Source organism: Umezawaea beigongshangensis, from assembly GCF_016464305.1.
GTDB classification, from domain to species: domain Bacteria; phylum Actinomycetota; class Actinomycetes; order Mycobacteriales; family Pseudonocardiaceae; genus Umezawaea_A; species Umezawaea_A beigongshangensis.
The window spans coordinates 353176-376308 of the sequence record NZ_JAEIOJ010000004.1; the positions used below are offsets into that span (position 1 = coordinate 353176).

Below are 23133 nucleotides of genomic sequence, written 5' to 3' on the forward strand. Positions count from 1 at the left end.
GCACCCTATGGTCGGTGGAGGCCACTGCCACCGGTGCGAGGGGCGAACCGTGAGCGAACTGGACGTCGATCTGCTGATCGTGGGCGCCGGGCCGACGGGCCTCTTCGCCGCCTACTACGCGGGCTTCCGCGACCTGTCGGTGGCGCTGGTGGACGCGCTGCCGGAGGCCGGCGGGCAGGTCACCGCGATGTACCCGGAAAAGATGATCTACGACGTGGCGGGGTTCCCCGCGGTCAGGGGACGCGAGCTGGTGACGGCGCTCGTCGAACAGGCGGCGCGGTGGAACCCGACCTACCTGCTGGGGCGGCAGGCCCGCACGCTGACGGACGTGGGCGCCCGCCTGCACGTCGGCCTGGCCGACGGCACGACCGTCGGTGCCGGGGCGGTGCTCGTCACGGCGGGGATGGGCGAGTTCCGCCCGCGCCCGCTGCCGGCCGGTGACGGCTGGCTGGGACGCGGGATGGTCCACTTCGTACCGGAGCTGGCCGTCCACACCGGACAGGACGTGGTGGTGGTCGGCGGCGGCGACTCGGCGTTCGACTGGGCGCTCGCCCTGCACCCGATCGCCGCGTCCGTGACGCTGGTGCACCGCAGGGCCACGTTCCGGGCGCACCCGGCGACCGTGCGGCAGGTGCGGGAGCTGGGCGTGCCGATCGTCACCGACGCCGAGGTGCTGGCGCTGAACGGGAACGGCGAGCTGGCGGAGGTCGTGCTGCGCGTGCGCGGCGGGAACGAGGAGGTGCTGCCGGCGCAGGCGGTCGTGGCGGCGCTGGGCTTCACCGCCGACCTCGGGCCGATCGAGTCGTGGGGCCTGGGCCTGCACCGGCGGGCCGTCGTGGTGGACACGACGATGAAGACCGGCCGGGAGCACGTGTACGCGGCGGGCGACGTGGCCGCGTACCCCGGCAAGGTGAAGCTGATCGCGACGGGCTTCGGCGAGGCCGCGACGGCCGTGAACAACATCGCGGTGGCCCTGGACCCGGACGCCCACCTGTTCCCCGGCCACTCCAGCGACGACGGCTGAGGCCGTCCGCGTTCGACGCGGACGGCCTCGGCGCGAGCGGTGGGAACTAGGCGACGACCTGGACCTGCTCGCCGACGAACAGGTTGTCGTAGAACGTCGCGGCGGCCTCGGGCGACAGGTGCACGCACCCGTGCGACTGCTCCGTGAGGCTGCCCTCGTGGAACGCGATGCCGTCGGTCGTGAAGTAGGTCGAGTACGGCATCGGAGCGTCGTACGGCACGCTCCACTCGTCCTTCACCTTGCGCAGCACCGGAAAGGTGCCCTGCGGCGTCTCGTACCCCGGCTTGCCGGTGGTGATCGGCACGGGGCCGTAGGAGGCCCGTCCTTCGTAGACGAGCCACGCCTGGTTCGTCGAGAGTTGCACGCACGCCCCGTGCTGCACGTCGCAGGGCGTGCCGGGAACCGATGCTTCCGCCGGGGACGCGGCGAACCCGACGGAGGCCGCCGTGGCGGCGATCAACGTTGCGACACTGCGCTTCCTGATGGCCATGAGCTATCACTCCCTCTGGGAGCGAGATTCCCCGCCACGGGTGAGAGGTAAACCCGAACGTGGCACACAGCGTCCGTTCAGGTGATCACGACGCGCGAGCGCCCCACCGCCTCACCGGAGCGGTGAAGCGGTGGGGCGCCGGGGGAAGCGGGTGCCGACGAGCGTCACACGGCTCCCGCGTACCCGCTGATCCAGCTGCGGAACGCCGGGACGTCCTCGTAGATCGACGGGGCCGTGGCGCAGGTGGAGCTGTTGTTGCCCGCACGGCTGGTCGCGCCGATCAGCTGCCAGGCACCGCCCACGGACTTCACCTGCGGGCCGCCGGAGTCGCCGTAGCAGGCGCCCTTGTTGCCGCCGGGGTTGTTCGTGCAGATCTCGGCGGCGGCGTAGATGCCGGAGCAGTTGCCGTCCGACACGATCGACGTGTCGAGCTGCTGCAGCGTCGTCGGCGCACCGCAGCCACCGGACGGGGCGCACGTCTGGCCCCAGCCGATGATGCGGGTGGCGGTGCCCGTGGCGCCCGAGGTGGCCGCCACCGGGATCGGCGCCTGGGTGACGGACGTGGACAGGCGCAGCAGCGCGATGTCGTAGGTCGGGTGCAGCACGATCTGCGCGCCCGACGCCAGCGTGCCGCCGGACGTGCGGTTCGTCGTGCCGATCCGCGCGCGCACCGACGTCGCGCTCCGCCCCGAGAGGCAGTGCTTCGCCGAGACGATCCAGTTGGCCTTGATCAGCGAGCCGCCGCAGAAGTGGCTGCCGGAACTCGACTGCAGGGACGCCATGAACGAGTAGGTCTGCGTCGCGTTGGTCCCGCCGACGATGAACGGGGTGACCTCACCCGGCTCGTCGGCGGCGGACGCGCCACCGCCGGAGGCCAGCACCACACCCAGAGCGACCGCGAACGCCGTGACAAGGGAACGTGCTCTCATCTGATTCGTTCCTCTCCCGCCCCGGCGCAGGGTGCCGGGACGACGAGGCGAACGTATTGACCGCATCCGGGTGGTCACCAGGCCCGACCGGACGGTACCCGGACCTTGACCGTTGACAGCGGTTCAGGGCAGCGGCGGCAGCGCGTTCTCCGCCTCGGTGAAGCGGTCGAAGTCCACCGAGGAGTACTCGCGGAGCTTCGTCAGCCGGTGGAAGCCGTCGATCATGCGCACGGTGCCGGACTTGGAGCGCATCACGATCGACTGCGTCGTGCACCCGCCCGCCCGGTAGTGCACACCGCGCACCAGGTCGCCGTCGGTCACCCCGGTGGCGCAGAAGAACACGTTGTCGCCGCGCACGAGGTCGTCCGTGCCGAGCACCCGGTCCAGGTCGTGCCCGGCGTCGAGGGCCTTCTGCCGCTCCTCGTCGTCCTTCGGCCACAGCTTCGCCTGCATCGCGCCGCCCATGCACTTCAGCGCGGCGGCGGCGATGATGCCCTCCGGCGTGCCGCCGATGCCGATCAGCACGTCCACGCCGGTGCCGGGCCGCGCGGCCGAGATCGCGCCCGCCACGTCGCCGTCGGAGATGAAGTGGATGCGCGCACCGGCCTCGCGGATCTCGCCGACGAGCTTCTCGTGCCGCGGCCGGTCCAGCACGCACACCGTCACGTCGGACACGTCGCTGTGCTTGGCCTTCGCCACGCGGCGGAGGTTCTCCGCGATCGGCGCGGTGATGTCGATGACGTCCGCGGCCTCCGGCCCGACGGCCAGCTTCTCCATGTAGAACACCGCAGACGGGTCGAACATGGCGCCGCGCTCGGCGACCGCCAGCACCGCCAGCGCGTTCGGCATCCCCTTGGCCATCAACGTGGTCCCGTCGACCGGGTCCACGGCGACGTCGCAGTCCGGGCCGTTCCCGTCGCCGACCCGCTCGCCGTTGAACAGCATCGGGGCCTCGTCCTTCTCGCCCTCGCCGATGACGACGACGCCGCGCATCGAGACCGTGCCGATGAGCTTGCGCATCGCGTCGACTGCGGCCCCGTCACCGCCGTTCTTGTCACCGCGGCCGACCCAGCGACCGGCGGCCATCGCGGCGGCCTCGGTGACCCGCACCAGTTCCATCGCGAGGTTGCGGTCCGGGGGCTCGCGGCGGCTCCGGACGCTGCTGGTGGACGGGTTCGGGGTCATCGTCGCGCTCCTCTGCGTGGTGCCGGGCGGTGCACCGATCCTCGCACGCGGAGGGGCTCGATCAGGGGTCAGCGCTTCCTTGAACGATCCTCTGCGACGTTCCCCACGGCGTCGCCGCCGGACGCGTCGTCCGCGGACTCCTCCACGACGGCCAGCGCCGCGTCGATCCGCTCCCGCGCGCCGGCCAGGTGCCGCTCGCACGTCTTGGCCAGCGCCTCGCCGCGCTCCCACAGGGCGAGGGAGTCCTCCAGGGACAGTCCACCCGCTTCGAGCCTGCGCACCACGTCCACGAGTTCGTCGCGCGCGGCCTCGTAACCCGGCTCGGTCTGCTCACTCACGTGGTCGGGCTCTCCAATCGGTTCTGCACGTGCACCACGACGGTGGCCACGGCCTGGTCGTAGCCGATGAACGCCTCCGCGAACTCGGCCCCGTCACCCTCCCGCACGGCCTCGTCGATGCGCACCTCGGCCTCCCGCACGCGCTTGCGGTGCACCGAGCCGTGGCCGAGCCACCACCGGGTGCCCGCGTAGATCGACGCCGCCTCGGACAACCCGTGCAGGCGGGTGATCAGCGAGCTGCGGCTGTGCGAGTTGCAGCCCGCCAGCATCGCCGCCCAGCAGTCCGCGGCGGCCCGGTTGGCCTCGTCGGTCCGGCACATCACCGGGAACAGCGGATCGAGCGGGTCGTCGGCCGCCCGACGCGTCGCCGCCGTCGTCAGCGGCAGGAACACGGGTTCACGCGCCAGGTGTGCCACCGCTGTCTCCGTCCTGGCCCACGTGCTCGTCGTCGGGCCGCTCGCGCTCGCCGGTCGCGGTCACCCGGACCGCCCCGTCTGCGACGCGCACGCGCAGCCGAGTCCCCGGTGGCGCGTCGGCCACCGAGCGGAGCACGCCGTGCGCTCCGTCGGGGGTGATCCGCTGCACGACGGCGTACCCGCGGGCCAGAGTGGCGGCAGGGCCCAGGGTCGTCAAGCGCGCCGTCGTCGCGGTGAGTCCGGCCCGCTCGGTGCTCAGCGCGTTCAGCACCGCTCTGCGGGCCCGTTCGCGCAGCGCGTCCACTTTCTCCGCGCGCCGGTCGAGCGGGCCGTGCGGGTCCGCGAGCACCGGCCGCGTGCGCAGGGCGTCGAGCAGCTCGCGCTCCCGGTTCACCCAGCCGCGCAGCGCGCGACGGCCCCGGTCGCGCATCTGCCCGACCCGCTCGAACTCCTCGGCCACGTCCGGCACGACCCGCTTGCCCGCGTCGGTCGGCGTGGAGCAGCGGACGTCGGCCACGTGGTCCAGCAGCGGGGTGTCCGGCTCGTGCCCGATCGCCGACATCACCGGCGTGCGGCAGGACGCCACCGCCCGGCACAGCGCCTCGTCGGAGAACGGCAGCAGGTCCTCCACGCTGCCGCCGCCGCGGGCGATCACGATCACGTCCACCTCGGGGTCGCGCTCCAGGGTGGACAGCGCGGTGAGGATCTGCGGCACGGCCGACACGCCCTGCACCGCCACCGTGATCACCCGGAAGCGGGCGCCCGGCCAGCGGTCGCGGGCGTTGGTCAGCACGTCCCGCTCCGCCGCCGACGCGCGGCCGGTGATCAGGCCGATCTTGTTCGGCAGGAACGGCGGGCGGCGCTTGCGCCTCGGGTCGAACAGGCCCTCGGCGTCGAGCAGCCTGCGCAGCCGCTCGATGCGCGCCAGCAGCTCGCCGACGCCGACGGTGCGGATCTCGTCCACCCGCAGGCTGAACGTGCCGCGACCGGCGAAGAACGTCGGCTTGCCGTGCACGACGACGCGGCTGCCGTCGGTCAGCGGTGGCTCCACGCCCCGCACCAGGCCCACCGGGCTGGTCAGCGTCATCGACATGTCGGCGGACGGGTCGCGCAGCGTGAGGAACGCCGTCGACGTGCCGGGGCGGGCCGACACCTGCGTGACCTGGCCCTCCACCCACACGGCGCCCAGCCGGTTGATCCACTCGGTGATCTTGCGCGCGACCGTGCGGACCGGCCACGGCTCGTCGGCGGACGAGGGCGCGTCGGACCTGGTCACGACTGCGGGGGCGGGTTCTGGACCCGCACGTTCGCGATGCGCCGCGACAGCATCCCGATGAACTCGGGCCGCGCGGCGTGCGAGCGCTCGAAGGCGAGCAGCTCCTCCAGCGACGTCTCCGACAGCGTCCGCAGGCGGGCGCGCAGCTGGGGCAGGCTGAGGTGGTCGTAGCCGGGCACCGAGACGGGAGCGTCGGGGACGACGGGCACAGGGGGCGCAGGAGGCGCAGCGGTGGTGCTCCCGGTGGTGTCGTCCCGCACCTCCTCCTCGATGGCCTCCTGCTCGTCCTGCCACGGGTCGGAGCCGGGCTCGTCCTCGTCGAACGTCGCCCACTCGGGCGTCTCCTCGACGGGGCGCAGCATCGCCAGCACGTCGTCGCCCTTGATCGCCAGCTCCGTCACCTGCTGCTGGAGACGCATGGAGAGCTGCAACGCCTCGCTGACGACCGTCACGGGCAGACCGGCGAGCTGCCGGGGCAGCTCGCGGGCCTGCTCCAGGGCGGTGGCCGCGAGCCCTGCTGCGATGCGGACGGGCAGCGGCAGTGGCTTCATGGTGCTAAGCCTGCCGCACGCGGGCGCCGGATGCCCAGCCCCGCGGGCGTGAGCCACGGCATTCGGCGCGTCGCGCGCCCGCCCGTACTCTGGGACCATGACCCGCAAGCGAGTGTTGTTGGCCAAGCCACGCGGTTACTGCGCTGGTGTGGACCGCGCGGTCGTCACCGTCGAGAAGGCCCTGGAGCAGTACGGGGCGCCGGTGTACGTGCGCAAGGAGATCGTCCACAACAAGCACGTGGTGGAAACCCTGACCGAGCGCGGGGCCGTGTTCGTGGACGAGACCGACGAGGTGCCGGAGGGCTCGCTCGTCGTGTTCTCCGCCCACGGCGTGTCCCCCGCGGTGCACGAGCAGGCGGAGGAGCGGCAGCTGCGCACGATCGACGCGACCTGCCCGCTCGTCACCAAGGTCCACATGGAGGTCAAGCGCTTCGCGCGCGAGGACTACGACATCCTGCTCATCGGCCACGAGGGCCACGAGGAGGTCGAGGGCACCGCAGGTGAGGCCCCCGAGCGCGTGCAGCTCGTGGACACCGCCGAGGACGTCGACAAGGTCGAGGTCCGCGACCCCTCCAAGGTGATCTGGCTGTCGCAGACGACGCTGAGCGTCGACGAGACGATGGTCAGGGTGAACCAGCTCAAGGGCCGCTTCCCCGAGTTGCAGGACCCGCCGAGCGACGACATCTGCTACGCCACCTCCAACCGGCAGGTCGCCGTGAAGACGATGGCGCCGGAGTGCGAGCTGGTGATCGTGGTCGGCTCGCAGAACTCGTCCAACTCCAAGCGGCTCGTCGAGGTGGCCGTCCAGGCGGGTGCGAACGCGTCGTACCTGGTGGACTACGCGAAGGAGATCGACGAGGCCTGGCTGGACGGCGTCACCACGGTCGGCGTGACCAGCGGCGCGTCCGTGCCGGACATCCTGGTCATGGGCGTCCTGGAGTACCTGGCGGAGCGCGGCTACGCCGACGTCGAGGAGATCACCACGGCCAACGAGAAGATCGCCTTCGCCCTCCCCCGCGAACTGCGCAAGGACCTGGTCCGCTAGTCCGAGAGCTGCCCGTTAGGGCACCCCGAGTGGAGCGTTCGGGCACCCCGAGTTGAGCGTTAGGGCACCCCGAGTTGAGCGTTCGGGGTGCCCTGGACGCCGGGTCAGTCCTCGCGGGGACGGCGGCGCGGCTGCGCCGGACGGCTGCCACCGCGCCCCGGGGGCTCCTGGCGGGTGCGGCGCTCGCCGGCCGGGCGGCGCGACGTGCGCGGGCTGGGCGACTCCTCGTCCGCGGGACGAGCCGGACGGCGGCGCTCGGAGACGCTCCTGCGCTCGGCCGGGGCGTCCTCGTCGGCGACCGGACGGGTGGGACGGCGTCCCGCCGACGGGCGCTTGCGGGGACGTTCCTCCTCGTCGTCCGTCGCGCGGACGCGCTTGCGGTCGGCCGCGGCCTCGCGCCGCTCGTCCTTCGTCACCCGGTTCGGGTCGCGCTGGAGGAAGACCCTGGCGGCACCGATCGCGACGGTGAAGATCGTGGTCACGGCCATCGTGGGGAAGCCGTCGATGAGCGGCGTGCCCAGCGCCAGCGCGGCCGTGCCGAGCTTGCCCCCCAGCACGTCCTGGGTCAGCAGCACCACCAGCGGCACCACGATCGCGAGCACCAGCGGGGGCTGCACGACCGGACCGAACATGCTGCGCCTCTGCACCAGGCAGACGGCGGCCACGCAGCCGGTGAAGAACGTGATCGTGAACGTCCAGCCGACGGTCTTGGCGTCGCTGCCGACGTCGACGAGGGTGCCGACGATCGTGAGGGCGAACGCCCCCAGGACGGCGATCCACCACTTCAGACCGCGGAAGTCACCCGCGATGGCCCGGTCGTTCCAGCGGATCTCGGGCTCGCCGTCCAGATCGTCGCGACGGTCACGTGTGGCGGTCACGCAATCTCCTCGTCTCGCTCGGTCACGCGGCACACCGTAGCCGTTCCGCGTTGCGCTTCCGGCGCGTCGGACGCACGTCCGGGGGACGCTCCACCGGGTGACAACCCGGTGGCGTCCCAGCGCCTCGTGCGTGGTCCGACAGCTTAGGGCCTGACGTCCGCGACGATCTGCGAGGTGGTCCTCCTCGTCGCAGGTCCGCACACGTGTTCGAGCGACACGCCGGGGAGGGTCACCGGCCCCCCGGCGCACGCCTCTAGGTTGTTCGCCATGCGAGTGCTGCACACGTCCGACTGGCACGTGGGACGCACGTTCCACGGCCGAGACCTGCTGCACGAGCAGGAGGCGGTGCTCGGAGGTCTCGCGGACCTGGTCTCCGACGAGCGCGTGGACGTGGTGGCCGTCTCCGGCGACCTCTACGACCGGGCCGTCCCGTCCGGTGACGCCGTGCAGCTCTGCGAACGGGTGCTCAGCCGCATCCGGGCCGCGGGCGCGCGCATCGTCATCACCCCCGGCAACCACGACTCGGCGCCGCGCATCGGCGTGTTCGGGGCGTTCGCCGAGCACGGCGGCCTGCACCTGCGCACCACGATCGCCGACCTGCACCGGCCCGTCGTGCTGCCCGACGAGCACGGTCCCGTCGCGCTCTACGGCATCCCGTTCCTGGAGCCGGAGCCCGCGAAGCACGCGCTGGGCGTGCCGCGGGCCAGGGGGCACGAGGGCGTGCTGACCGAGGCGATGCGCCGGGTCCGCGCCGACCTCGCCGGACGTCCCGGCACCCGCTCGGTGGTCCTCGCGCACGCCTTCGTCACCGGCGGGGCCAGTTCCGACTCCGAGCGCACGATCGCCGTCGGCGGTGTGGAGACGGTGGGCGCGGACGTGTTCGGCGGCGTCGACTACGTGGCGCTGGGGCACCTGCACGGCCCCCAGCGGCTCGCCGACGGCCTGCGCTACTCGGGCAGCCCGCTGGCCTACTCGTTCTCCGAGGCGCGGCAGCGCAAGTCCGTGTGGCTGGTCGACCTGGACCACGGCGGCCTCGCCGGGGTCGAGCGCCGCGACCTGCCCACGCCGCGCGAGCTGGCGACCGTGTCGGGGAAGCTCGCGGAACTGCTCGTCGACCCGGTCCACGCGCCGCTGGAGGACCGCTTCCTGTCCGTGGAGCTGACCGACCGGGTGCGTCCCAAGGACGCCCTGCGCGAACTGCAGAAGCGCTTCCCGCACGCGGTGCACGTGGAGTGGCGCCCGGAGGGCGGCCGTCCCGCCGGGATGACCTACGCCGAGCGGCTCGGGGGCCGCACCGACGCGGAGATCGCCTGCTGCTTCGTGGACGACTGCCGCGGCGAGCCGCCCACCGGGAGCGAGGAGCGCCTGCTGGCGCGGGCGTTCGCCGCGGTGGCCGTGGAGAGGCGCGCGTGAGACTGCACCGGCTGGAGCTGACCGCGTTCGGGCCCTACCCGACGCGCGAGGAGGTCGACTTCGACCTGCTCGGCGCGGACGGGCTGTTCCTGCTGCACGGCGACACCGGCGCCGGCAAGACGACGCTGCTCGACGCCGTGGCGTTCGCCCTGTTCGGGAGGGTGCCCGGCGCGCGGGGCGACGTGAAGAAGCTGCGCTGCGACTACGCCGGCCCCGACACGCGCACCGAGGTGACGCTGGAGTTCACCGTGCGCGGGCGGCGCGTGCGCATCGTGCGCAGCCCCGAGTACGAGCGGCCCAAGCGCCGCGGTGACGGGTCCACCACGCAGCAGGCGAAGGCGTCGCTGACCTGGCTGGCCGGCTGGGAGGGCGAGGGCGCGACCCGCATCGACGAGGTCGCGCGCGAGGTCGAGCTGCTGCTGGGCATGACCCACGAGCAGTTCTTCCAGGTCGTGCTGCTGCCGCAGGGCGAGTTCGCGCGGTTCCTGCGGGCGGAGACGTCCGAACGGGAGAAGCTGCTGGAACGCCTCTTCGGCACCGAGCGGTTCCTGGACGTGGAGAGGTGGTTCCGCGACCGCCGCAAGGAGGCCCGCGACGCGCTGGAGGAGCAGCGGACCGGCATCCGGCTGCTGGTCAACCGGGTGGCGGAGGCCGCCCGCGAGGAGCCGCCGCAGGACGCGGCGGACGACGAGTGGCTCAGCGCCGTGCTCAAACGGCTGGACGAGGCCGGCCGCGAGGCGCAGGAGCGCGCGGAGCTGACGTCGGCCGAGCGGGCCCGTGCCGAGCAGGACCTGGCCGCCGCGCAGCGCCTCGCCGAGCGGGTGCGCCGCGTCCGCGCCGCCCGCCGGGAGCTGGCGGCGAGCGACGCGAGCAGGCCGGAGCGCGACCGGTGGGCGGCGGCGCGCACCGCGGCGCACCGCGCGTCGCCCGTCGTGGCGGCGCACGAGGCGAGCACCGAGCTGGCGCGGGCCGTCGCCGTCGCCGAGGGCGTCGAGACGGCGGCGGAGGCTGCCGTGGCCGCGCTCGGCCACACCGGCACCGACCTGCGGGGGGACTGCGAACGGGCGCGCGAGGAGGCCGGTGGGCTGGCCCAGCTCGCCGCGGAGGCCGAGCGGCAGCACGCCGACCAGCGGCGCGTCACCGCGCTGGAGCACGAGCGTCGTGACGCGGTGAAGCAGGCCGAGGAGCTGACCGCGCTGCGAGCGCCGCTGCCGGAGCGCATCGCCGGGCTGCGCGCCGAGCTGGGCCGCGGCAGCACCGCGGGCGGCCGTCTCGACGGGTTGACCGCCCGGTGCGCCGAGCTGCGCGCCCGGCTCGCCGACGCCGACGCGCTGCCCCTGCTCACCGTGCGCGCGGAGACCGCCCGCGACGCCCTGCGCCGGGCCGTGGACCAGCACCAGGCCGCCCGCGACCGGGTGCAGGACGTGCGGCAGCGCCGCCTCGACGGCATGGCCGCCGAGCTGGCCGGACGCCTCGGCGACGGCGACGGGTGCCCGGTGTGCGGGTCGACCGAGCACCCGCGTCCCGCCGTGCCCGTGGCCGACGCCGTGGGGGAGGGCGACGAGGAGCGGGCCACCGCCGCCGAGCAGGGCGCGCTGGCCGCGCGCTCGGAGGCGGAGCGGGCCGTGCAGGACGCCGTGCGGCGGCAGGAGCAGGTCGCCGAACGGCTCGCCGGACGCGAGCACGCCGAGATCGCCCGCCTGCTGGCCGAGGCGGAGGCGGACCTGCGGGAGGCGACGGAGCTGGCCGCGCAGCACGAGCTGTACGCGACGCAGATCGCCGAGACGGAGCGGCGGTACGAGGACCTCACCGCGCGCGTCGTCGCCGCGGAACGGCGGGCGGCCGTCGCCGGCGGGACGATCACCGACCTCACCGCCGCCGTCGCCGCGCGCGCCGAGCGGCTCGACGCCGCCCGCGGCGAGCACCCCGACGTGCTCACCCGCCGCGCCCACCTGCTGGAGCTGGCGACGGCGCTGACGGCGCTCGCCGACGCGCGGCAGAGCGCGGCCGACGCGCGAGAACGCCTGGAGCGGCAGCGCGCGAGCACGGCCGACCGGGCGGCGGCGGCCGGTTTCGGCTCCGTCGCCGCCGCGCTCGCCGCCGCCCTGAGCGACGCCGCGCTGGCCGATCTCGACGCGCGGATCAGCCGCTGGGACAGCGCGCGGGCCCACGTGGAGACCGTGCTCGCCGAACCCGAGCTGGTCGGCGTGGACCCGGACGCCGACGTGGACCTCGCGGGCCCCGCCGAGACCGCGCGCCTGGCCGGTCTGGCCGCCGAGGAGGCGGCCGGCGAGCTCAACGTCACCCGGCAGGCGGACCGGCGCGTCGGCGAGCTGGCCGCGCAGCTGCGCGCCGCCCGTGCCGCCGCCGAACCGGCCGAAGCGGCGTTCGCCGAGCTGAGCGGCCTCACCGAGGTCGTCAGCGGCCTGGGGCAGAACACGAAGAAGATGACCCTGCGGTCCTACGTGCTCGCCGCGCGGCTGGAGGAGGTCGCCGTCGCGGCCAGCCAGCGGCTGCTCACGATGAGCCGGGGCCGCTACAGCTTCGTGCACTCCGACGCCGCGGGCGCGCGCGGAGCCCGCGGCGGGCTGAGCCTGGACGTGCTGGACGACTACTCCGGGCGGGAGCGGCCGGCGAAGACGCTGTCCGGCGGCGAGTCGTTCCTCGCGTCGCTGGCGCTGGCCCTGGGGCTCGCCGACGTCGTCGCCAACGAGACCGGTGGCGCGCTGCTGGACACCCTGTTCGTGGACGAGGGCTTCGGCACGCTCGACTCCGACACCCTCGACCTGGTCATGGACACCCTGGACGAACTGCGCGCCGGTGGCCGCGTCGTCGGCCTCGTCTCCCACGTGGAGGAGCTGCGCCAGCGCATCCCGACCCGGCTGCGCGTCCGCAGGGCCAGGACCGGCTCCACCCTGGAGCTGACCGCCTGAGCCCCCGGCCCGTCGTCGATCAGCCGGCCGGCGTCTCGTGGGCCAGCAGCCAGCGCTTCACCGGCACGCCCCAGCGGAAGTTCCCCGTCGCACCACCCGTCCGGACGACCCGGTGGCACGGGACGAACAGGGCGGCGGCGTTGCTGGCGCAGGCCGTGGCCGCCGCGCGCACCGCGGCCGGGCGACCGGCGAGCGCGGCGAAGGCGGCGTAGCTGACCGGCCGGCCGGGCGGCACGGTCCGCAGCACCTCCCAGGCCCGGCCGGTGAACGCGCCGCCGCGCTGGCGGACGACCACGTCGTCCACGGCGCGCACGTCGCCGGAGTGGTAGGCGGCGACGGCCCTGGTGACCGCGCCGACGTCACGCCGTTCCCGCAGCTCGGCGGGGCGCAGCGACGCCGAGATCAGCGGCAGCAGGTCGTCGGCCGAGCCGGTCCAGCCGCTGGCCAGCACGGCCCCGTCGGCGGCGACGATCGTGGTGAAGGGTCCGGCCGGCGTCGCCGTGGTGCAGGAGTGAGCGGTGCTCATCCCGCAGATGGTGCCACCGGCTCGTTTCGTCCCGATCGGGTGCGGGAACCTTCGGAGCGTGACGACGACGACCGCGAAGAAGAAGACCCTGGCCGTGCTGGTCAGCGGCGCTGCCCTGTTCCTCACGCTCGGCGCCGGTTGCCAGGGAGAGGGCGACGACGGCGACGACGGCAACCCCGGCGTGAACCAGCAGGACGGCGACGGCGAGGGTGACGGCGACGGCGACGACTAGCTGCCCGTAGACTCGACGATCGTGAGTTTGACCCTCGGGATCGTCGGCCTGCCCAACGTCGGCAAGTCCACCCTCTTCAACGCCCTGACGCGCAACGACGTGCTCGCCGCGAACTACCCGTTCGCGACCATCGAGCCCAACGTCGGCGTCGTCCCGCTGCCCGACGAGCGGCTCGGGAAGCTGGCCGAGATCTTCGGGTCGGAGAAGGAGGTGCCCGCCGTCGTGTCGTTCGTCGACATCGCGGGCATCGTGAAGGGCGCGTCCGAGGGTGAGGGCCTGGGCAACAAGTTCCTGGCCAACATCCGCGAGGCCAACGCGATCTGCCAGGTGATCCGCGTGTTCGACGACCCGGACGTCGTGCACGTCGACGGTCGCGTCGACGCGGCGTCCGACATCGAGACGATCAACACCGAGCTGATCCTCGCCGACCTGCAGACCCTGGAGAAGGCCGTTCCCAGGATCGAGAAGGAGGCGCGGATGCAGAAGGACCGCCGCGCCGTCCTCGACGCGGCGAAGAAGGCCAAGGAGATCCTCGACGGCGGTCGCACGCTGTTCGCGGCGTCGTCCGAGGTGGACGGCGAGCTGCTGCGCGAGCTGAGCCTGCTCACCACCAAGCCGTTCCTCTACGTCTTCAACGCCGACGAGGGCGTGCTGACCGACGAGGCGAGGTTGAAGGAGCTGCGCGAGCTGGTCGCCCCGGCCGACGCGGTGTTCCTGGACGCCAAGGTCGAGTCCGAGCTGCTGGAGCTGGACGAGGAGTCCGCCCGCGAGCTGCTGGAGTCGATCGGCCAGCACGAGCCGGGCCTGTACTCGCTGGCCCGTGCGGGCTTCCACACCCTGGGTCTCCAGACGTACCTGACGGCGGGCCCGAAGGAGTCCCGCGCGTGGACCATCGCGAAGGGCGCCACGGCCCCGCAGGCGGCGGGCGTCATCCACACGGACTTCGAGCGCGGCTTCATCAAGGCCGAGGTCGTGTCGTTCGACGACCTCGTGGAGTCGGGCTCCAAGGCCGCCGCGAAGGCGGCCGGCAAGGTCCGCATGGAGGGCAAGGACTACGTGATGGCCGACGGCGACGTGGTGGAGTTCCGCTTCAACGTCTGACCGGTCTGACTTCCAGCACCCCCTGTTCTGTTCCACGAACAGGGGGTGCTCGGCGTTCTGGGGTCGGCGCGGTGAAGATCAAGAGACTGGAAGTCCGCCCGGAGTGGAAGGTCCCCGTCCGCGTCGCGCTGGCCGGGGCGGTCGCGTCGCGACGACGCGGTGAGCACCACGAGCGCGACGTGATCCTGCGGAGGTGAACCGTCCGATACTTTCGGATAATAGTTCGCCGCCCTATGGGGCAACGGTGACGGCTGAATGGACCAGCGGCAAGCTGTTTTTCCAGGTGAACGGTAAATCACTCGCTGCGCCTGGTGAGACGCCGATGAGATCACGTCCGGTCTGACCCCTTGTCGCTCCGATACTTTTCGGATAATACTTTTCACGGTTTCAGGTCTGGACACCGGCGAGTGCCGCCCTCGACGGGTTCCTGCCCCGCACCCGCTCGGGAGAGCCCGAGCGGGGCGCGGCGTGAACCGCACGGTCCCTCACCAGCCCACCTGCCGGGTTCGCAGGTGCTCCCCAGAAGGTGTTGAACATGAAACTGACATCGAGGTCAGTGTCACGAGCGGTACTGGTGTCGACGATGGTGACCGCGACGGCGGCGGCCTCCGTGCTCGTCGCGTCGCCCGCCAGCGCCGCGACGACGCTCGGCGCGTCGGCGGCCCAGTCCGGGCGCTACTTCGGCACGGCGGTGGCCGCCGGCAAGTTGGGCGACTCCACCTACGTGAACATCTTGAACCGCGAGTTCGACATGGTCACGGCCGAGAACGAGATGAAGATGGACGCCACCGAGCCGAACCCGGGGCAGTTCTCCTACGGCAACGCCGACCGGATCGTCAACCACGCCCGCAACCAGGGCAAGCGGGTGCGCGGGCACGCGCTGGCCTGGCACCAGCAGCAGCCCGGCTGGATGCAGAACATGAGCGGCAGCGCGCTGCGCCAGGCGATGCTCAACCACGTCACGCAGGTCGCCACCTACTACCGGGGCAAGATCCACTCCTGGGACGTGGTGAACGAGGCGTTCGCCGACGGCAACAGCGGAGGCCGCCGCGACTCCAACCTCCAGCGCACCGGCAACGACTGGATCGAGGCGGCCTTCCGCGCCGCCAGGGCCGCCGACCCCGGCGCGAAGCTCTGCTACAACGACTACAACACCGACAACTGGTCGCACGCCAAGACCCAGGGCGTCTACCGCATGGTGCAGGACTTCAAGTCCCGCGGCGTGCCGATCGACTGCGTCGGCTTCCAGGCGCACTTCAACAGCGGCAACCCGGTGCCGAACAACTACCACACCACGTTGCAGAACTTCGCGAACCTCGGCGTGGACGTGCAGATCACGGAGCTGGACATCGCCGGGTCCGGGTCGAGCCAGGCCGATCAGTTCAAGGGTGTCACGCAGGCGTGTCTCGCGGTGTCGCGCTGCAACGGCATCACCGTGTGGGGCATCCGCGACAGCGACTCGTGGCGCGCCTCGGACACCCCGCTGCTGTTCGACCGCAACGGCAACAAGAAGGCCGCCTACAACTCCGTGCTGGCTCAGCTGAACAGCTGAGCGGCGGCGTCACGACCGGAACGCACTGCGGCGGGACGGCTCCGCCAGGCGCGGCCCGCGGCACCGGATGACGCCGGTGGCGGTGGAGGAACCAGAGCGCGGTCCCTCCACCGCCACGTCCGCGCGTCAGCGGCCGGGCGGCGCTCCGCGATCAGGCGCGGTAGCGGTCCGCCAGTGCCCGGAAGGCGACCTTCGGCTCCCACGGCAGGCCCGGGTAGGTGTCCCCGGTGCGGCCTTCGAGCACCTTCACCACGCCGTAGCTGGCCACGTCCAGATCCTCGCGCGGGTCGTCGCGGTGCGGCAGGTGGTAGGACGCGAAGGTGACCACGAACGCCGTGTCCACGTCCTCGGCCTCGAAGACGTCCAGCAGTTCCAGCAGGTGCGCGGCCTGCTCGTCCTCGTCCCGGACGTGCTCGCCGATCAGGCCCACGGGCATCCGGTCCTCGCCCCACTCGATCATCCTGTCGCCGCGCGCGCCCTCGGCCGCCGCGCCGCGGTGGGTCGTGCAGCCGAACTCCGTGATGGCCACCGGCTTGCCCCGCGCGACCAGACCGCGCACGGCTCCCCGGTACTGCTCCGCGATCTCCGCGGTCCGGTAGAGGTCGACCGAGACGAGGTCGAAGGGCGTCCAGTCGACGCCCTCGAACGGGATCGAGGCGTAGGTGACCCGGCCGCCGAACCGCGCGCGGACGACCGCCACGGCCTCGCCCAGGAAGTCGTTCATCCGGTCGGGCAGCCCGGCCAGCAGCTCGCCCAGTCCGGCGCGCGGGCCGAGCAGCAGGTCGAGGCGGTCGGTGCAGACGTCGCCGGGCAGGAACCCCGCGGTGAACAGGCTCAGTTCGGCGCCGGTGACGAAGACGACCTCGGCTCCGCGCCCGCGCAACCGCTCGGCGCGGTCGGCGCAGTCCGCGAGGACGTCGAGCAGGGCGTCGGTGGTCAGGTCGCAGGTGAACGGGGAGAACCAGACCTCCAGACCGGCGTCGGCCGCGAGGGTGGCGGCGAGCTCCAGCGCGTCCGGATCGCCGCCGGTGACGCGCACCGCCGTGCAGTGCAGGTCGTCGTGGATCACGCGCATCTCGCGCCGCACGACGTCCGGGTCGAGAGGTCCCCTCGTGCTCGCCCCGCCGTTGACGAATCCCGTGTCGTAGGTGATGCCCCTGCCTCGCACGATCCGTGCCTCCCGTTCGATCACCACATAAGGTACGAGTAGTACCCTAATGGTGACGCTAGCACGACTGGTCGAGATGATGGTGAAGTACGATGCGTACCCTCACGAAGGGGGAGACGTGGTGGACGACTCGACCGCCCGGCCCACCCGGCGGCGCGGGGAGGCTCTGGAACGGGCGATCCTGGACGCCGCGGTCGCCGAGCTGACCGGGTCCGGGTACGCCGGGCTGACGATGGACCGGGTCGCCGCGCGCGCCGGGACCAACAAGAACGCGATCTACCGCCGCTGGCCGAACCGCGCGGCGCTGGGCGTCGCCGCGTACGAGCGGCTCGTGGAGGCCGACCTGCGGCTCCCGGACACGGGAGAGCTGCGCGCCGACGTGCTGGCCCTGCTGCGGCAGATCAACTGCGACCTGGCCTCGCCGAGGGCCGAGGTCCTGCGCGGCCTGCTGGCCGCCGTCGGCGACGAGCCGGAGCTGCTGGCGCAGGTGCAGGCGCAGCTCGGCGACGGCGGGGCCGGTCGCTGGCTGACGCTCCTGGGCCGTGCCGTGGCTCGCGGCGAGATCCGCCCGGAGGCGCTCCACCCGCGCGCCGCGACCACGGCACTCGTGCTGCTGCGCAACGAGTGCGTCACGCGCGGGATCTCCACCGTGCCGGACGGTGTCCTGGTGGAGATCGTCGACGAGGTGTACCTGCCGCTCCTGCGCGGACGCGGCGTCGTGCGCGGCTGAGCCCGAGCACTGGACGGGTGATCACTTGGCCAACGGTCACACGCCCGGTCGACTCACCCGACCGTGAGAGCTGAACGGGCGGTGACCGCGGTCGGACGGCGCTCGACGGATGCCCTCCCGGTCGATCTCTCGCGTCCGGGTGACAACCCGGCCGTCGCACAGGACGTTCACCATCACGTGCTTCCCACACGACACAGCGGCAAGCAGCTCGACGCGGGCTTCGAGGAGTTCGTCGCCGCGCGGTCCGCTGCCCTGCTCCGCACCGCCTTCCTGCTGGTGGGCGACCGGGGTCACGCCGAGGACCTGGTGCAGAGCGCGCTGCTGCGCGCGGCTCTGCGCTGGCGCCGGGCGCGCGACCACCCGGAGGCCTACGTCCGGCAGATCCTCGTCAACCTCGCCAGGGACCGCTGGCGGTGGAACAGGAGACGAGTGACCGAACGACCGCTGACCGACCTGGTCCCGTTGCCCGATCAGCGCGACCACGCGAACGCCGTGGTCGACCAGGCGGCCGTCCAGCGGGCACTGGCCGCGCTGCCCGCGCGGCAGCGCGAGGTCGTCGTGCTGCGCTTCTTCGCCGACCTGTCCGTGGCCGACACGGCCGCGGCGATGCGCACCTCGGAGGGCACCGTCAAGTCCCAGACCAGTCGGGCGCTCGCGCAGCTCCGCGCACTGCTCGGCGACCACGCAGACGATCTCGCGGAGGCAGACCGTGCACGGTGACGACGAGTTCGACGAGGCGTTCGTGAACGGCGTGCGCACGGCGATGCGCGCCGGTGCCGCCGACCTGAGCGTGCCGCCGACCCTGCTGCCGACGCTGCGCACGCGGTACGCCCGGCGGATCGCCGCGCGGCGGGCCGGGCTGGTGGCCGCGCCGCTCGTGGTCGCCGCCCTGGTCGTGGGGGGTGTGAGCGTCACGGCCGTGCCCGGCCCGTCCGGCTCCACGGCCGCTCCGGCGTCGACCCCGTCGACCAGGTCGACGGGGGAGACGCACGAGGTCCGGGACGTTGCGCTCGTGGCCCCGCGCATCGTCGAGGCGCTGGACGGCGTCGAGGGGCACGTCGTTCACCAGACGGTGGTCGAGACCGGCGAGGGCAAGTGGAGCAAGCCGGACCGGCCCGCGGTCTACGACACGTGGATGCGGGCCGACGCCCGTGCGATCAGGATCCGGACGACGATCGAGGGCGAGGCGGTGTGGGAGCGCAGCGAGGACCTGACCCGTGACGTCACGATCCACCACCTGGAGCGGACCTGGGCGATCAACGTGGTTCCGGCCTCGGCTCCTCCGGGGAAGACGCGCGTCAGGGTCACCGACGAGATCCGCACGCCGACGATGATCCGAGAGGCTTTGGCCAGTGGCCAACTGGAGATCGTCGGTGAGGGCGACGTGATCGACGGTGAGCCGACCGTTCACCTGCGCGGGTCGCTCCGGGGAGGGATCGGCTTCTGGGTGAACGCGACGACCTACCTGCCGGTGCGCACGGAGGAGCAGGAGGAAGACGGGACGTGGGGTGCGCCGACTGACCTGAACTGGTTGCCGCCGACCCCGGAGAACCTGGCCCTGCTCGAAGCGTCCGTCCCCGACGGGTACACCGAGAAGCGCTGACGAACCCGTTCCGGTTCCGCCGTGCGACGCCCGATCTGGTGTCGCACGGCGGAACCGGTCCAGCGCCGACTGACACGTTCGTGGCAGTTCTTGCGCTGTTCGAGTGGCGTTCCGCGGGGAGCAGACCCCCGCAGGCCACCCTGCGCATCGGCGGTTCCCCCCGTTGTCGCAGTCGTGCTGAAAAAGGATGAAATGGTTCTGCCGCGCTTCACGCGCGGGTCGTCTTCGTGCACGATGTCCGGAAACGAATTCTGGGTCTCGGGAGAGAGCACGGGGGCGTCATGCCCGGTGGAGAAGTCGAACTCCACGGTGTGAGGGGAATTACCGACACGCTGGTGGACGAGCTGATCCGCCGACCGGGTGGCGCGAGCCGTCAGCTGCCGATCGTGCAGGTCATCGGCTCGCGAGGTGCGGGCAGGACCGCGCTGCTGCGCGCTGTGGAGCAGCGGTGTCGCACTCGCGTTCCGCACGCGTTCGTCGACGTCGAGGAAAACCACGACGTGCGCCCGAGCGTGCTGCTCGGCGAGCTGGCGTTCCAGTTGAACCGGCGATGTCCGCAATTCGGCAGAATTCCCTTCCCCCGTCTGCTGCTGTGCGCGCTCGTGGTGACGGGTGACCTGGATCTGCGGGACCGGTCGAAGGCGCTGCTCCAGCTCGATCAGCTGATGAAGCAGGACGGGGTCGTGGGCCGTCGCCGGGACACGGTGCTGGACGTGGCACGGCTGGCGGGGGAGTCGGGTGTCCTGCCGGGGTGGGCGCTCGTCGCGGCGGACGTGCTGCTGACCGGTCTGGGGAGGATCGCGCGCAGGAACGCGCTGCGCACCATCCGGAACGTCTCGCGCGGCGCGGCGGACGACCCGCGCGACCTGCTGGTGGACCTCAACGCGAAGGACAGGGGCTCGGCGGCCGACCGCCGGGTCGTGGACGAGATGTTCTTCGACGCCTTCCTCAGCGACCTGCGCGCGGCGTACACGGGCCTGCTCGACCGCGACCGCCGCACGGCCAACTGCGTCGTGCTGCTGGACAACGCCCACACCGCCGACGGCCGGGCCTTCCTGGCGGGACTGCTCGCCGCGCGGGAGCGCGCCGGGACCGCGTACGACCCCGTCGTGGTGCTGGCGACCAGCCGGACGTGGAACTCCGACTGGAGCGCCGACTGGCAGCGTCCGGGAACGACGAGCACGGCTCGGCCGCTGCCCCGCACCGCCGCCCGCGCCGCCGAGGAGTGCGGGACGCTCGCCGGGCGGGGCCGCTGGTACCTGACGAGGATCGGGCACCTGGCCCCCGACGACTGCGCCACCGTCCTGAACGGGACGGGTCCGCCGGTGCGCCGCGACTTCCCGCACCGGCTCACCGGCGGCCACCCGTGGGCCCTGGCCGGGCTGCGCGACCTGCTGGCCCGGCACGACGCGCCCGAACGGCTGGGCGGGCTGCTGTCCGTGCGGCCGGACCCGGAGCGGGACGAGACGTTCGCCGATCACGCGGTGGACCACCTGCTGCGGGACTTCGCCGACAACGGCCTGCTGGCCGACCTGGTGACCGCGAGCGCGTTGCGCGACATCGAGTTCGTCGCCGACGAGGGCGTTCTGCTGTGCGGGCAACCGGACGGTGGCGGCGCCCTCTACAACGCGCTGGTCAACAACCTGCTGCTGGTCCAGGAGGAGGAGGAGGGCGGCGAGCCGCGCGTCGTGCTCGACCGCTGGCTGCGCACGCTCCTGCTGCACCGGCTCGCACGGCGCGACGACACCGGTCAGGACGGGTGGAGCGCCGTGCACACCAGGTGCCGGGACCACTACCTCGCCCTGGACCGGCGGGCCGAGGCGCGCTACCACGACCTGGCGCTGGGGGACGTCGGCGCGGTCGTCGTCCACCTGGCGAAGCCGTTCGGGTCGCCGGACGCCGTGTTCGACCAGGACGCGGCGGAGGCGTGGCTGCGCGACCTGGACCTGATCACCTCGGCCCCCCACCGGTCGACGGCCGACCAGGACCCGCTCGAAGTGGTCGAGGACCTGATCGAGCACGTGCCCCCGGCGGGGCGCTTCGGGCACGCGCTCCCCCGGCTCGTCGCGGCGCTGTGGGTGACCGGCGATCCGCTCGGCGACCCGGCCGGGGTGCTGGCTGGCCGGATCAGGAGCAGCTACCGGGAACTGGCCAGGGTGCGCGGCCAGGGTTCGATCCTGCTCCACGACAGGGCGGAGACCTACGGGACATGAGGTGGAAGCGCGGACGACGGGTGGACGACGGTGTTCCGGTGCCGCGGTCACGCCTGCGGCTGGTGCTGCGAGTCGCGCTGACGATCGCAGTGGTCGGTGTGGTCGCCGCCGGCGCGCTCGTCGCGGCCGACCGCACCGACCGCTGCGACGGGCAGGCGGACGTGCGCGAGGAGGACGGGCAGTGCGTCGGAGTGACCGCCGCCCTCTCCGACTTCGACCGGTCGGAGCTGGCCGACGTCGTCGGGCGGATCGCCCGCGCCAACGCCGAGGCGGAGAGCGACGACCAGCACGTGAGCGTCGCGGTGTTCCTGCCGATGACACCGGCGGCCGACGGCCTGGTGCCGATCGAGTGGGTGCGGCACCAGTTGCAGGGCGCGTACCAGGCGCAGGCCGACCACAACCGCAACAGCCGTCCCCGCGTCCGGTTGCTGCTGGCCAACCCCGGAGGCCGCGTGGAGCACTGGGAGCGGGTGGTGGAGGAGCTGGACCGCAGGCGCGACGGCCCCGACCACCTGGTGGCGGTCACCGGCATCGGGCTCAGCCTGGACAACGCGCGCGCGGCGATGCGGCGGCTGTCCGAGCTGCGCATCCCGATGGTGGGCTCCACCATCACGGCCGACGACCTCGACCGGATTCCCGGCCTGCTGCGGCCCGCGCCCACCAACCGCCGCCAAGCGGCGGCGGCGGCCAGCTACGTCAAGGCGACCGGAGCGAGCACCGCGCTGCTCGTCGTCGACACCGACACCGACGACCTCTACCCGAGGACGCTGGCCGACGCGTTCCGGGCGCAGTTCGACGACGACGCGCACCGCGTGCTGTCGCACGAGCAGCAGTACGACTCGAGCCTGGACGGGGTGAACAGCGCGTTCGCCCTGATGCTGCCCAACATCTGCGCGACGGACGCCGACGTCGTGTACTTCGCGGGACGCGGTCAGGACCTCGCGCTGTTCATCGGCCAGCTCGGCTCGCGCGTGTGCCAGGACCGAGCCGTCTCCATCGTGACCGCCGACGACGTGGCCGCCACGCTGTTCCACACCGAGGAGGTGCGCGCGGGGCTGGCGTCGGGCGTGACCGTCATCTACACCGACCTGGCCCATCCCGGCGCGTGGGCGGCGGACGCGGCACGCCCCTCGGCGGAACGGGCCTTCGCCGACTCCGCCATCAGCCGCTTCGTCGGCGTCGGGGAGTCCACGGTGTGCTTCCGGTGCGTGTTCCCCGAGGAGTCGCTCGACGACGGCGCCGCGATCATGGCCCACGACGCCGTGCTCACCGTGACCACCGCGCTCCAGAAGACCTCGGGCAGCTCGGCGCGCAGGGTGAAGCCGACCGAGCTGTTGCAGACCTTCAACGCGCTGAACGGCGAGAACGCCGTGGTGGGGTCCAGCGGAATGCTGTCCTACGACAACAGCGGCACGGTCGAGAGGAAGGTCGTTCCCGTGCTCAGGCTTCGCGAGGACGGGACAACGGAGTTCCTCCACCTGGAGTCGCGCTGATCGGCCTCTCCGCGGCCGGTGGTGATTCCGTCGACGA

The 23133-nt window shown here is 72.8% G+C and carries 22 protein-coding genes and 1 pseudogene; 13 read left to right on the plus strand and 10 right to left on the minus strand.

Annotated features, from left to right (window positions below; genetic code table 11):
* Positions 1-7 precede the first annotated feature (7 nt).
* Positions 8-1024: an NAD(P)/FAD-dependent oxidoreductase gene (locus tag IMZ35_RS13300; protein WP_199441328.1), complete on the plus strand. Its 1017-nt coding sequence runs from the start codon at positions 8-10 to the stop codon at positions 1022-1024.
* Positions 1025-1070: 46 nt separating this feature from the next.
* Here the strand turns inward: IMZ35_RS13300 and IMZ35_RS13305 are convergent, their stop codons facing one another.
* The 7 genes from IMZ35_RS13305 to IMZ35_RS13335 all read right to left on the minus strand — a co-directional run bounded on the left by IMZ35_RS13305 (position 1071) and on the right by IMZ35_RS13335 (position 6209).
* Entirely contained in the window at positions 1071-1514 is a 444-nt protein-coding gene (locus IMZ35_RS13305; RefSeq protein ID WP_199441329.1) for a L,D-transpeptidase, read from the minus strand.
* Between the two features lie 164 nt (positions 1515-1678).
* The gene (locus IMZ35_RS13310) at positions 1679-2443 is read right to left on the minus strand and encodes a S1 family peptidase (RefSeq protein ID WP_199441330.1); all 765 of its coding nucleotides are present in this window, start codon (positions 2441-2443) and stop codon (positions 1679-1681) included.
* Between the two features lie 123 nt (positions 2444-2566).
* Complete coding sequence (gene glpX, locus IMZ35_RS13315; protein WP_199441331.1) at positions 2567-3628, minus strand: class II fructose-bisphosphatase; 1062 nt, start codon at positions 3626-3628, stop codon at positions 2567-2569.
* Positions 3629-3696: 68 nt separating this feature from the next.
* Positions 3697-3966 carry an exodeoxyribonuclease VII small subunit gene (locus IMZ35_RS13320; protein ID WP_307868043.1) on the minus strand — a complete coding sequence of 90 codons (270 nt, stop codon included), beginning with the start codon at positions 3964-3966 and terminating at the stop codon, positions 3697-3699.
* Positions 3963-4382 (minus strand): sugar ABC transporter substrate-binding protein, encoded by a 420-nt coding sequence (locus IMZ35_RS13325; protein WP_199441332.1) that lies wholly within the window; start codon positions 4380-4382, stop codon positions 3963-3965. The genes IMZ35_RS13320 and IMZ35_RS13325 overlap by 4 nt, the downstream gene beginning before the upstream one ends.
* Positions 4363-5658: an exodeoxyribonuclease VII large subunit gene (xseA, locus tag IMZ35_RS13330; RefSeq protein WP_199441333.1), complete on the minus strand. Its 1296-nt coding sequence runs from the start codon at positions 5656-5658 to the stop codon at positions 4363-4365. Before xseA ends, IMZ35_RS13325 begins: the two co-directional genes overlap by 20 nt.
* Entirely contained in the window at positions 5655-6209 is a 555-nt protein-coding gene (locus tag IMZ35_RS13335; protein WP_199441334.1) for a lipid droplet-associated protein, read from the minus strand. The genes xseA and IMZ35_RS13335 overlap by 4 nt, the downstream gene beginning before the upstream one ends.
* Positions 6210-6306: 97 nt before the next feature.
* Between IMZ35_RS13335 and IMZ35_RS13340 the strand changes: the two genes are divergently transcribed.
* A complete protein-coding gene (locus IMZ35_RS13340; RefSeq protein WP_199441335.1) occupies positions 6307-7254 on the plus strand; it encodes a 4-hydroxy-3-methylbut-2-enyl diphosphate reductase in 948 nt (315 codons plus the stop codon).
* Positions 7255-7358: 104 nt separating this feature from the next.
* Here IMZ35_RS13340 and IMZ35_RS13345 read toward each other — a convergent pair whose 3' ends face one another.
* Positions 7359-8132, minus strand: a complete 774-nt coding sequence (locus tag IMZ35_RS13345) for a DUF6542 domain-containing protein (RefSeq protein WP_199441336.1) — start codon at positions 8130-8132, stop codon at positions 7359-7361.
* 267 nt (positions 8133-8399) lie between these two features.
* Between IMZ35_RS13345 and IMZ35_RS13350 the strand changes: the two genes are divergently transcribed.
* Positions 8400-9545 (plus strand): exonuclease SbcCD subunit D, encoded by a 1146-nt coding sequence (locus IMZ35_RS13350; RefSeq protein ID WP_199441337.1) that lies wholly within the window; start codon positions 8400-8402, stop codon positions 9543-9545.
* The gene (locus IMZ35_RS13355) at positions 9542-12478 is read left to right on the plus strand and encodes an AAA family ATPase (protein ID WP_199441338.1); all 2937 of its coding nucleotides are present in this window, start codon (positions 9542-9544) and stop codon (positions 12476-12478) included. The genes IMZ35_RS13350 and IMZ35_RS13355 overlap by 4 nt, the downstream gene beginning before the upstream one ends.
* Positions 12479-12497: 19 nt before the next feature.
* Here IMZ35_RS13355 and IMZ35_RS13360 read toward each other — a convergent pair whose 3' ends face one another.
* A complete protein-coding gene (locus IMZ35_RS13360) occupies positions 12498-13004 on the minus strand; it encodes a methylated-DNA--[protein]-cysteine S-methyltransferase (protein ID WP_199441339.1) in 507 nt (168 codons plus the stop codon).
* Positions 13005-13062: 58 nt separating this feature from the next.
* Here IMZ35_RS13360 and IMZ35_RS13365 point away from each other — a divergent pair, with 58 nt between their 5' ends.
* The 4 genes and pseudogenes from IMZ35_RS13365 to IMZ35_RS13375 all read left to right on the plus strand — a co-directional run.
* A complete protein-coding gene (locus IMZ35_RS13365; protein ID WP_199441340.1) occupies positions 13063-13236 on the plus strand; it encodes a hypothetical protein in 174 nt (57 codons plus the stop codon).
* A gap of 21 nt (positions 13237-13257) precedes the next feature.
* Entirely contained in the window at positions 13258-14337 is a 1080-nt protein-coding gene (ychF, locus tag IMZ35_RS13370; protein WP_199441341.1) for a redox-regulated ATPase YchF, read from the plus strand.
* A 71-nt stretch (positions 14338-14408) separates the two neighbouring features.
* Positions 14409-14534, plus strand: a complete 126-nt coding sequence (locus IMZ35_RS31405; RefSeq protein WP_267877119.1) for a hypothetical protein — start codon at positions 14409-14411, stop codon at positions 14532-14534.
* Positions 14535-14872: 338 nt separating this feature from the next.
* Positions 14873-15886, plus strand: a pseudogene (locus IMZ35_RS13375) (endo-1,4-beta-xylanase); the annotation flags it as partial.
* A 154-nt stretch (positions 15887-16040) separates the two neighbouring features.
* On the opposite strand, the gene IMZ35_RS13380 reads toward IMZ35_RS13375, so the two are convergent.
* Complete coding sequence (locus tag IMZ35_RS13380) at positions 16041-17057, minus strand: glycoside hydrolase family 113 protein (RefSeq protein WP_199441342.1); 1017 nt, start codon at positions 17055-17057, stop codon at positions 16041-16043.
* 121 nt (positions 17058-17178) lie between these two features.
* On the opposite strand from IMZ35_RS13380, the gene IMZ35_RS13385 reads away from it, so the two are divergent.
* From IMZ35_RS13385 to IMZ35_RS13405, 5 genes are all read left to right on the plus strand, one after another.
* Positions 17179-17787 carry a TetR/AcrR family transcriptional regulator gene (locus IMZ35_RS13385; RefSeq protein WP_307868046.1) on the plus strand — a complete coding sequence of 203 codons (609 nt, stop codon included), beginning with the start codon at positions 17179-17181 and terminating at the stop codon, positions 17785-17787.
* Positions 17788-17964: 177 nt separating this feature from the next.
* A complete protein-coding gene (locus IMZ35_RS13390; RefSeq protein ID WP_199441343.1) occupies positions 17965-18507 on the plus strand; it encodes a SigE family RNA polymerase sigma factor in 543 nt (180 codons plus the stop codon).
* Positions 18497-19390, plus strand: coding sequence for a hypothetical protein (locus tag IMZ35_RS13395; RefSeq protein WP_199441344.1), 894 nt, complete (start codon positions 18497-18499; stop codon positions 19388-19390). The genes IMZ35_RS13390 and IMZ35_RS13395 overlap by 11 nt, the downstream gene beginning before the upstream one ends.
* A 335-nt stretch (positions 19391-19725) precedes the next feature.
* Positions 19726-21603: a hypothetical protein gene (locus tag IMZ35_RS13400; RefSeq protein ID WP_199441345.1), complete on the plus strand. Its 1878-nt coding sequence runs from the start codon at positions 19726-19728 to the stop codon at positions 21601-21603.
* Positions 21604-21641: 38 nt separating this feature from the next.
* Positions 21642-23096, plus strand: coding sequence for an ABC transporter substrate-binding protein (locus IMZ35_RS13405; protein ID WP_199441346.1), 1455 nt, complete (start codon positions 21642-21644; stop codon positions 23094-23096).
* Positions 23097-23133: the final 37 nt, after the last annotated feature.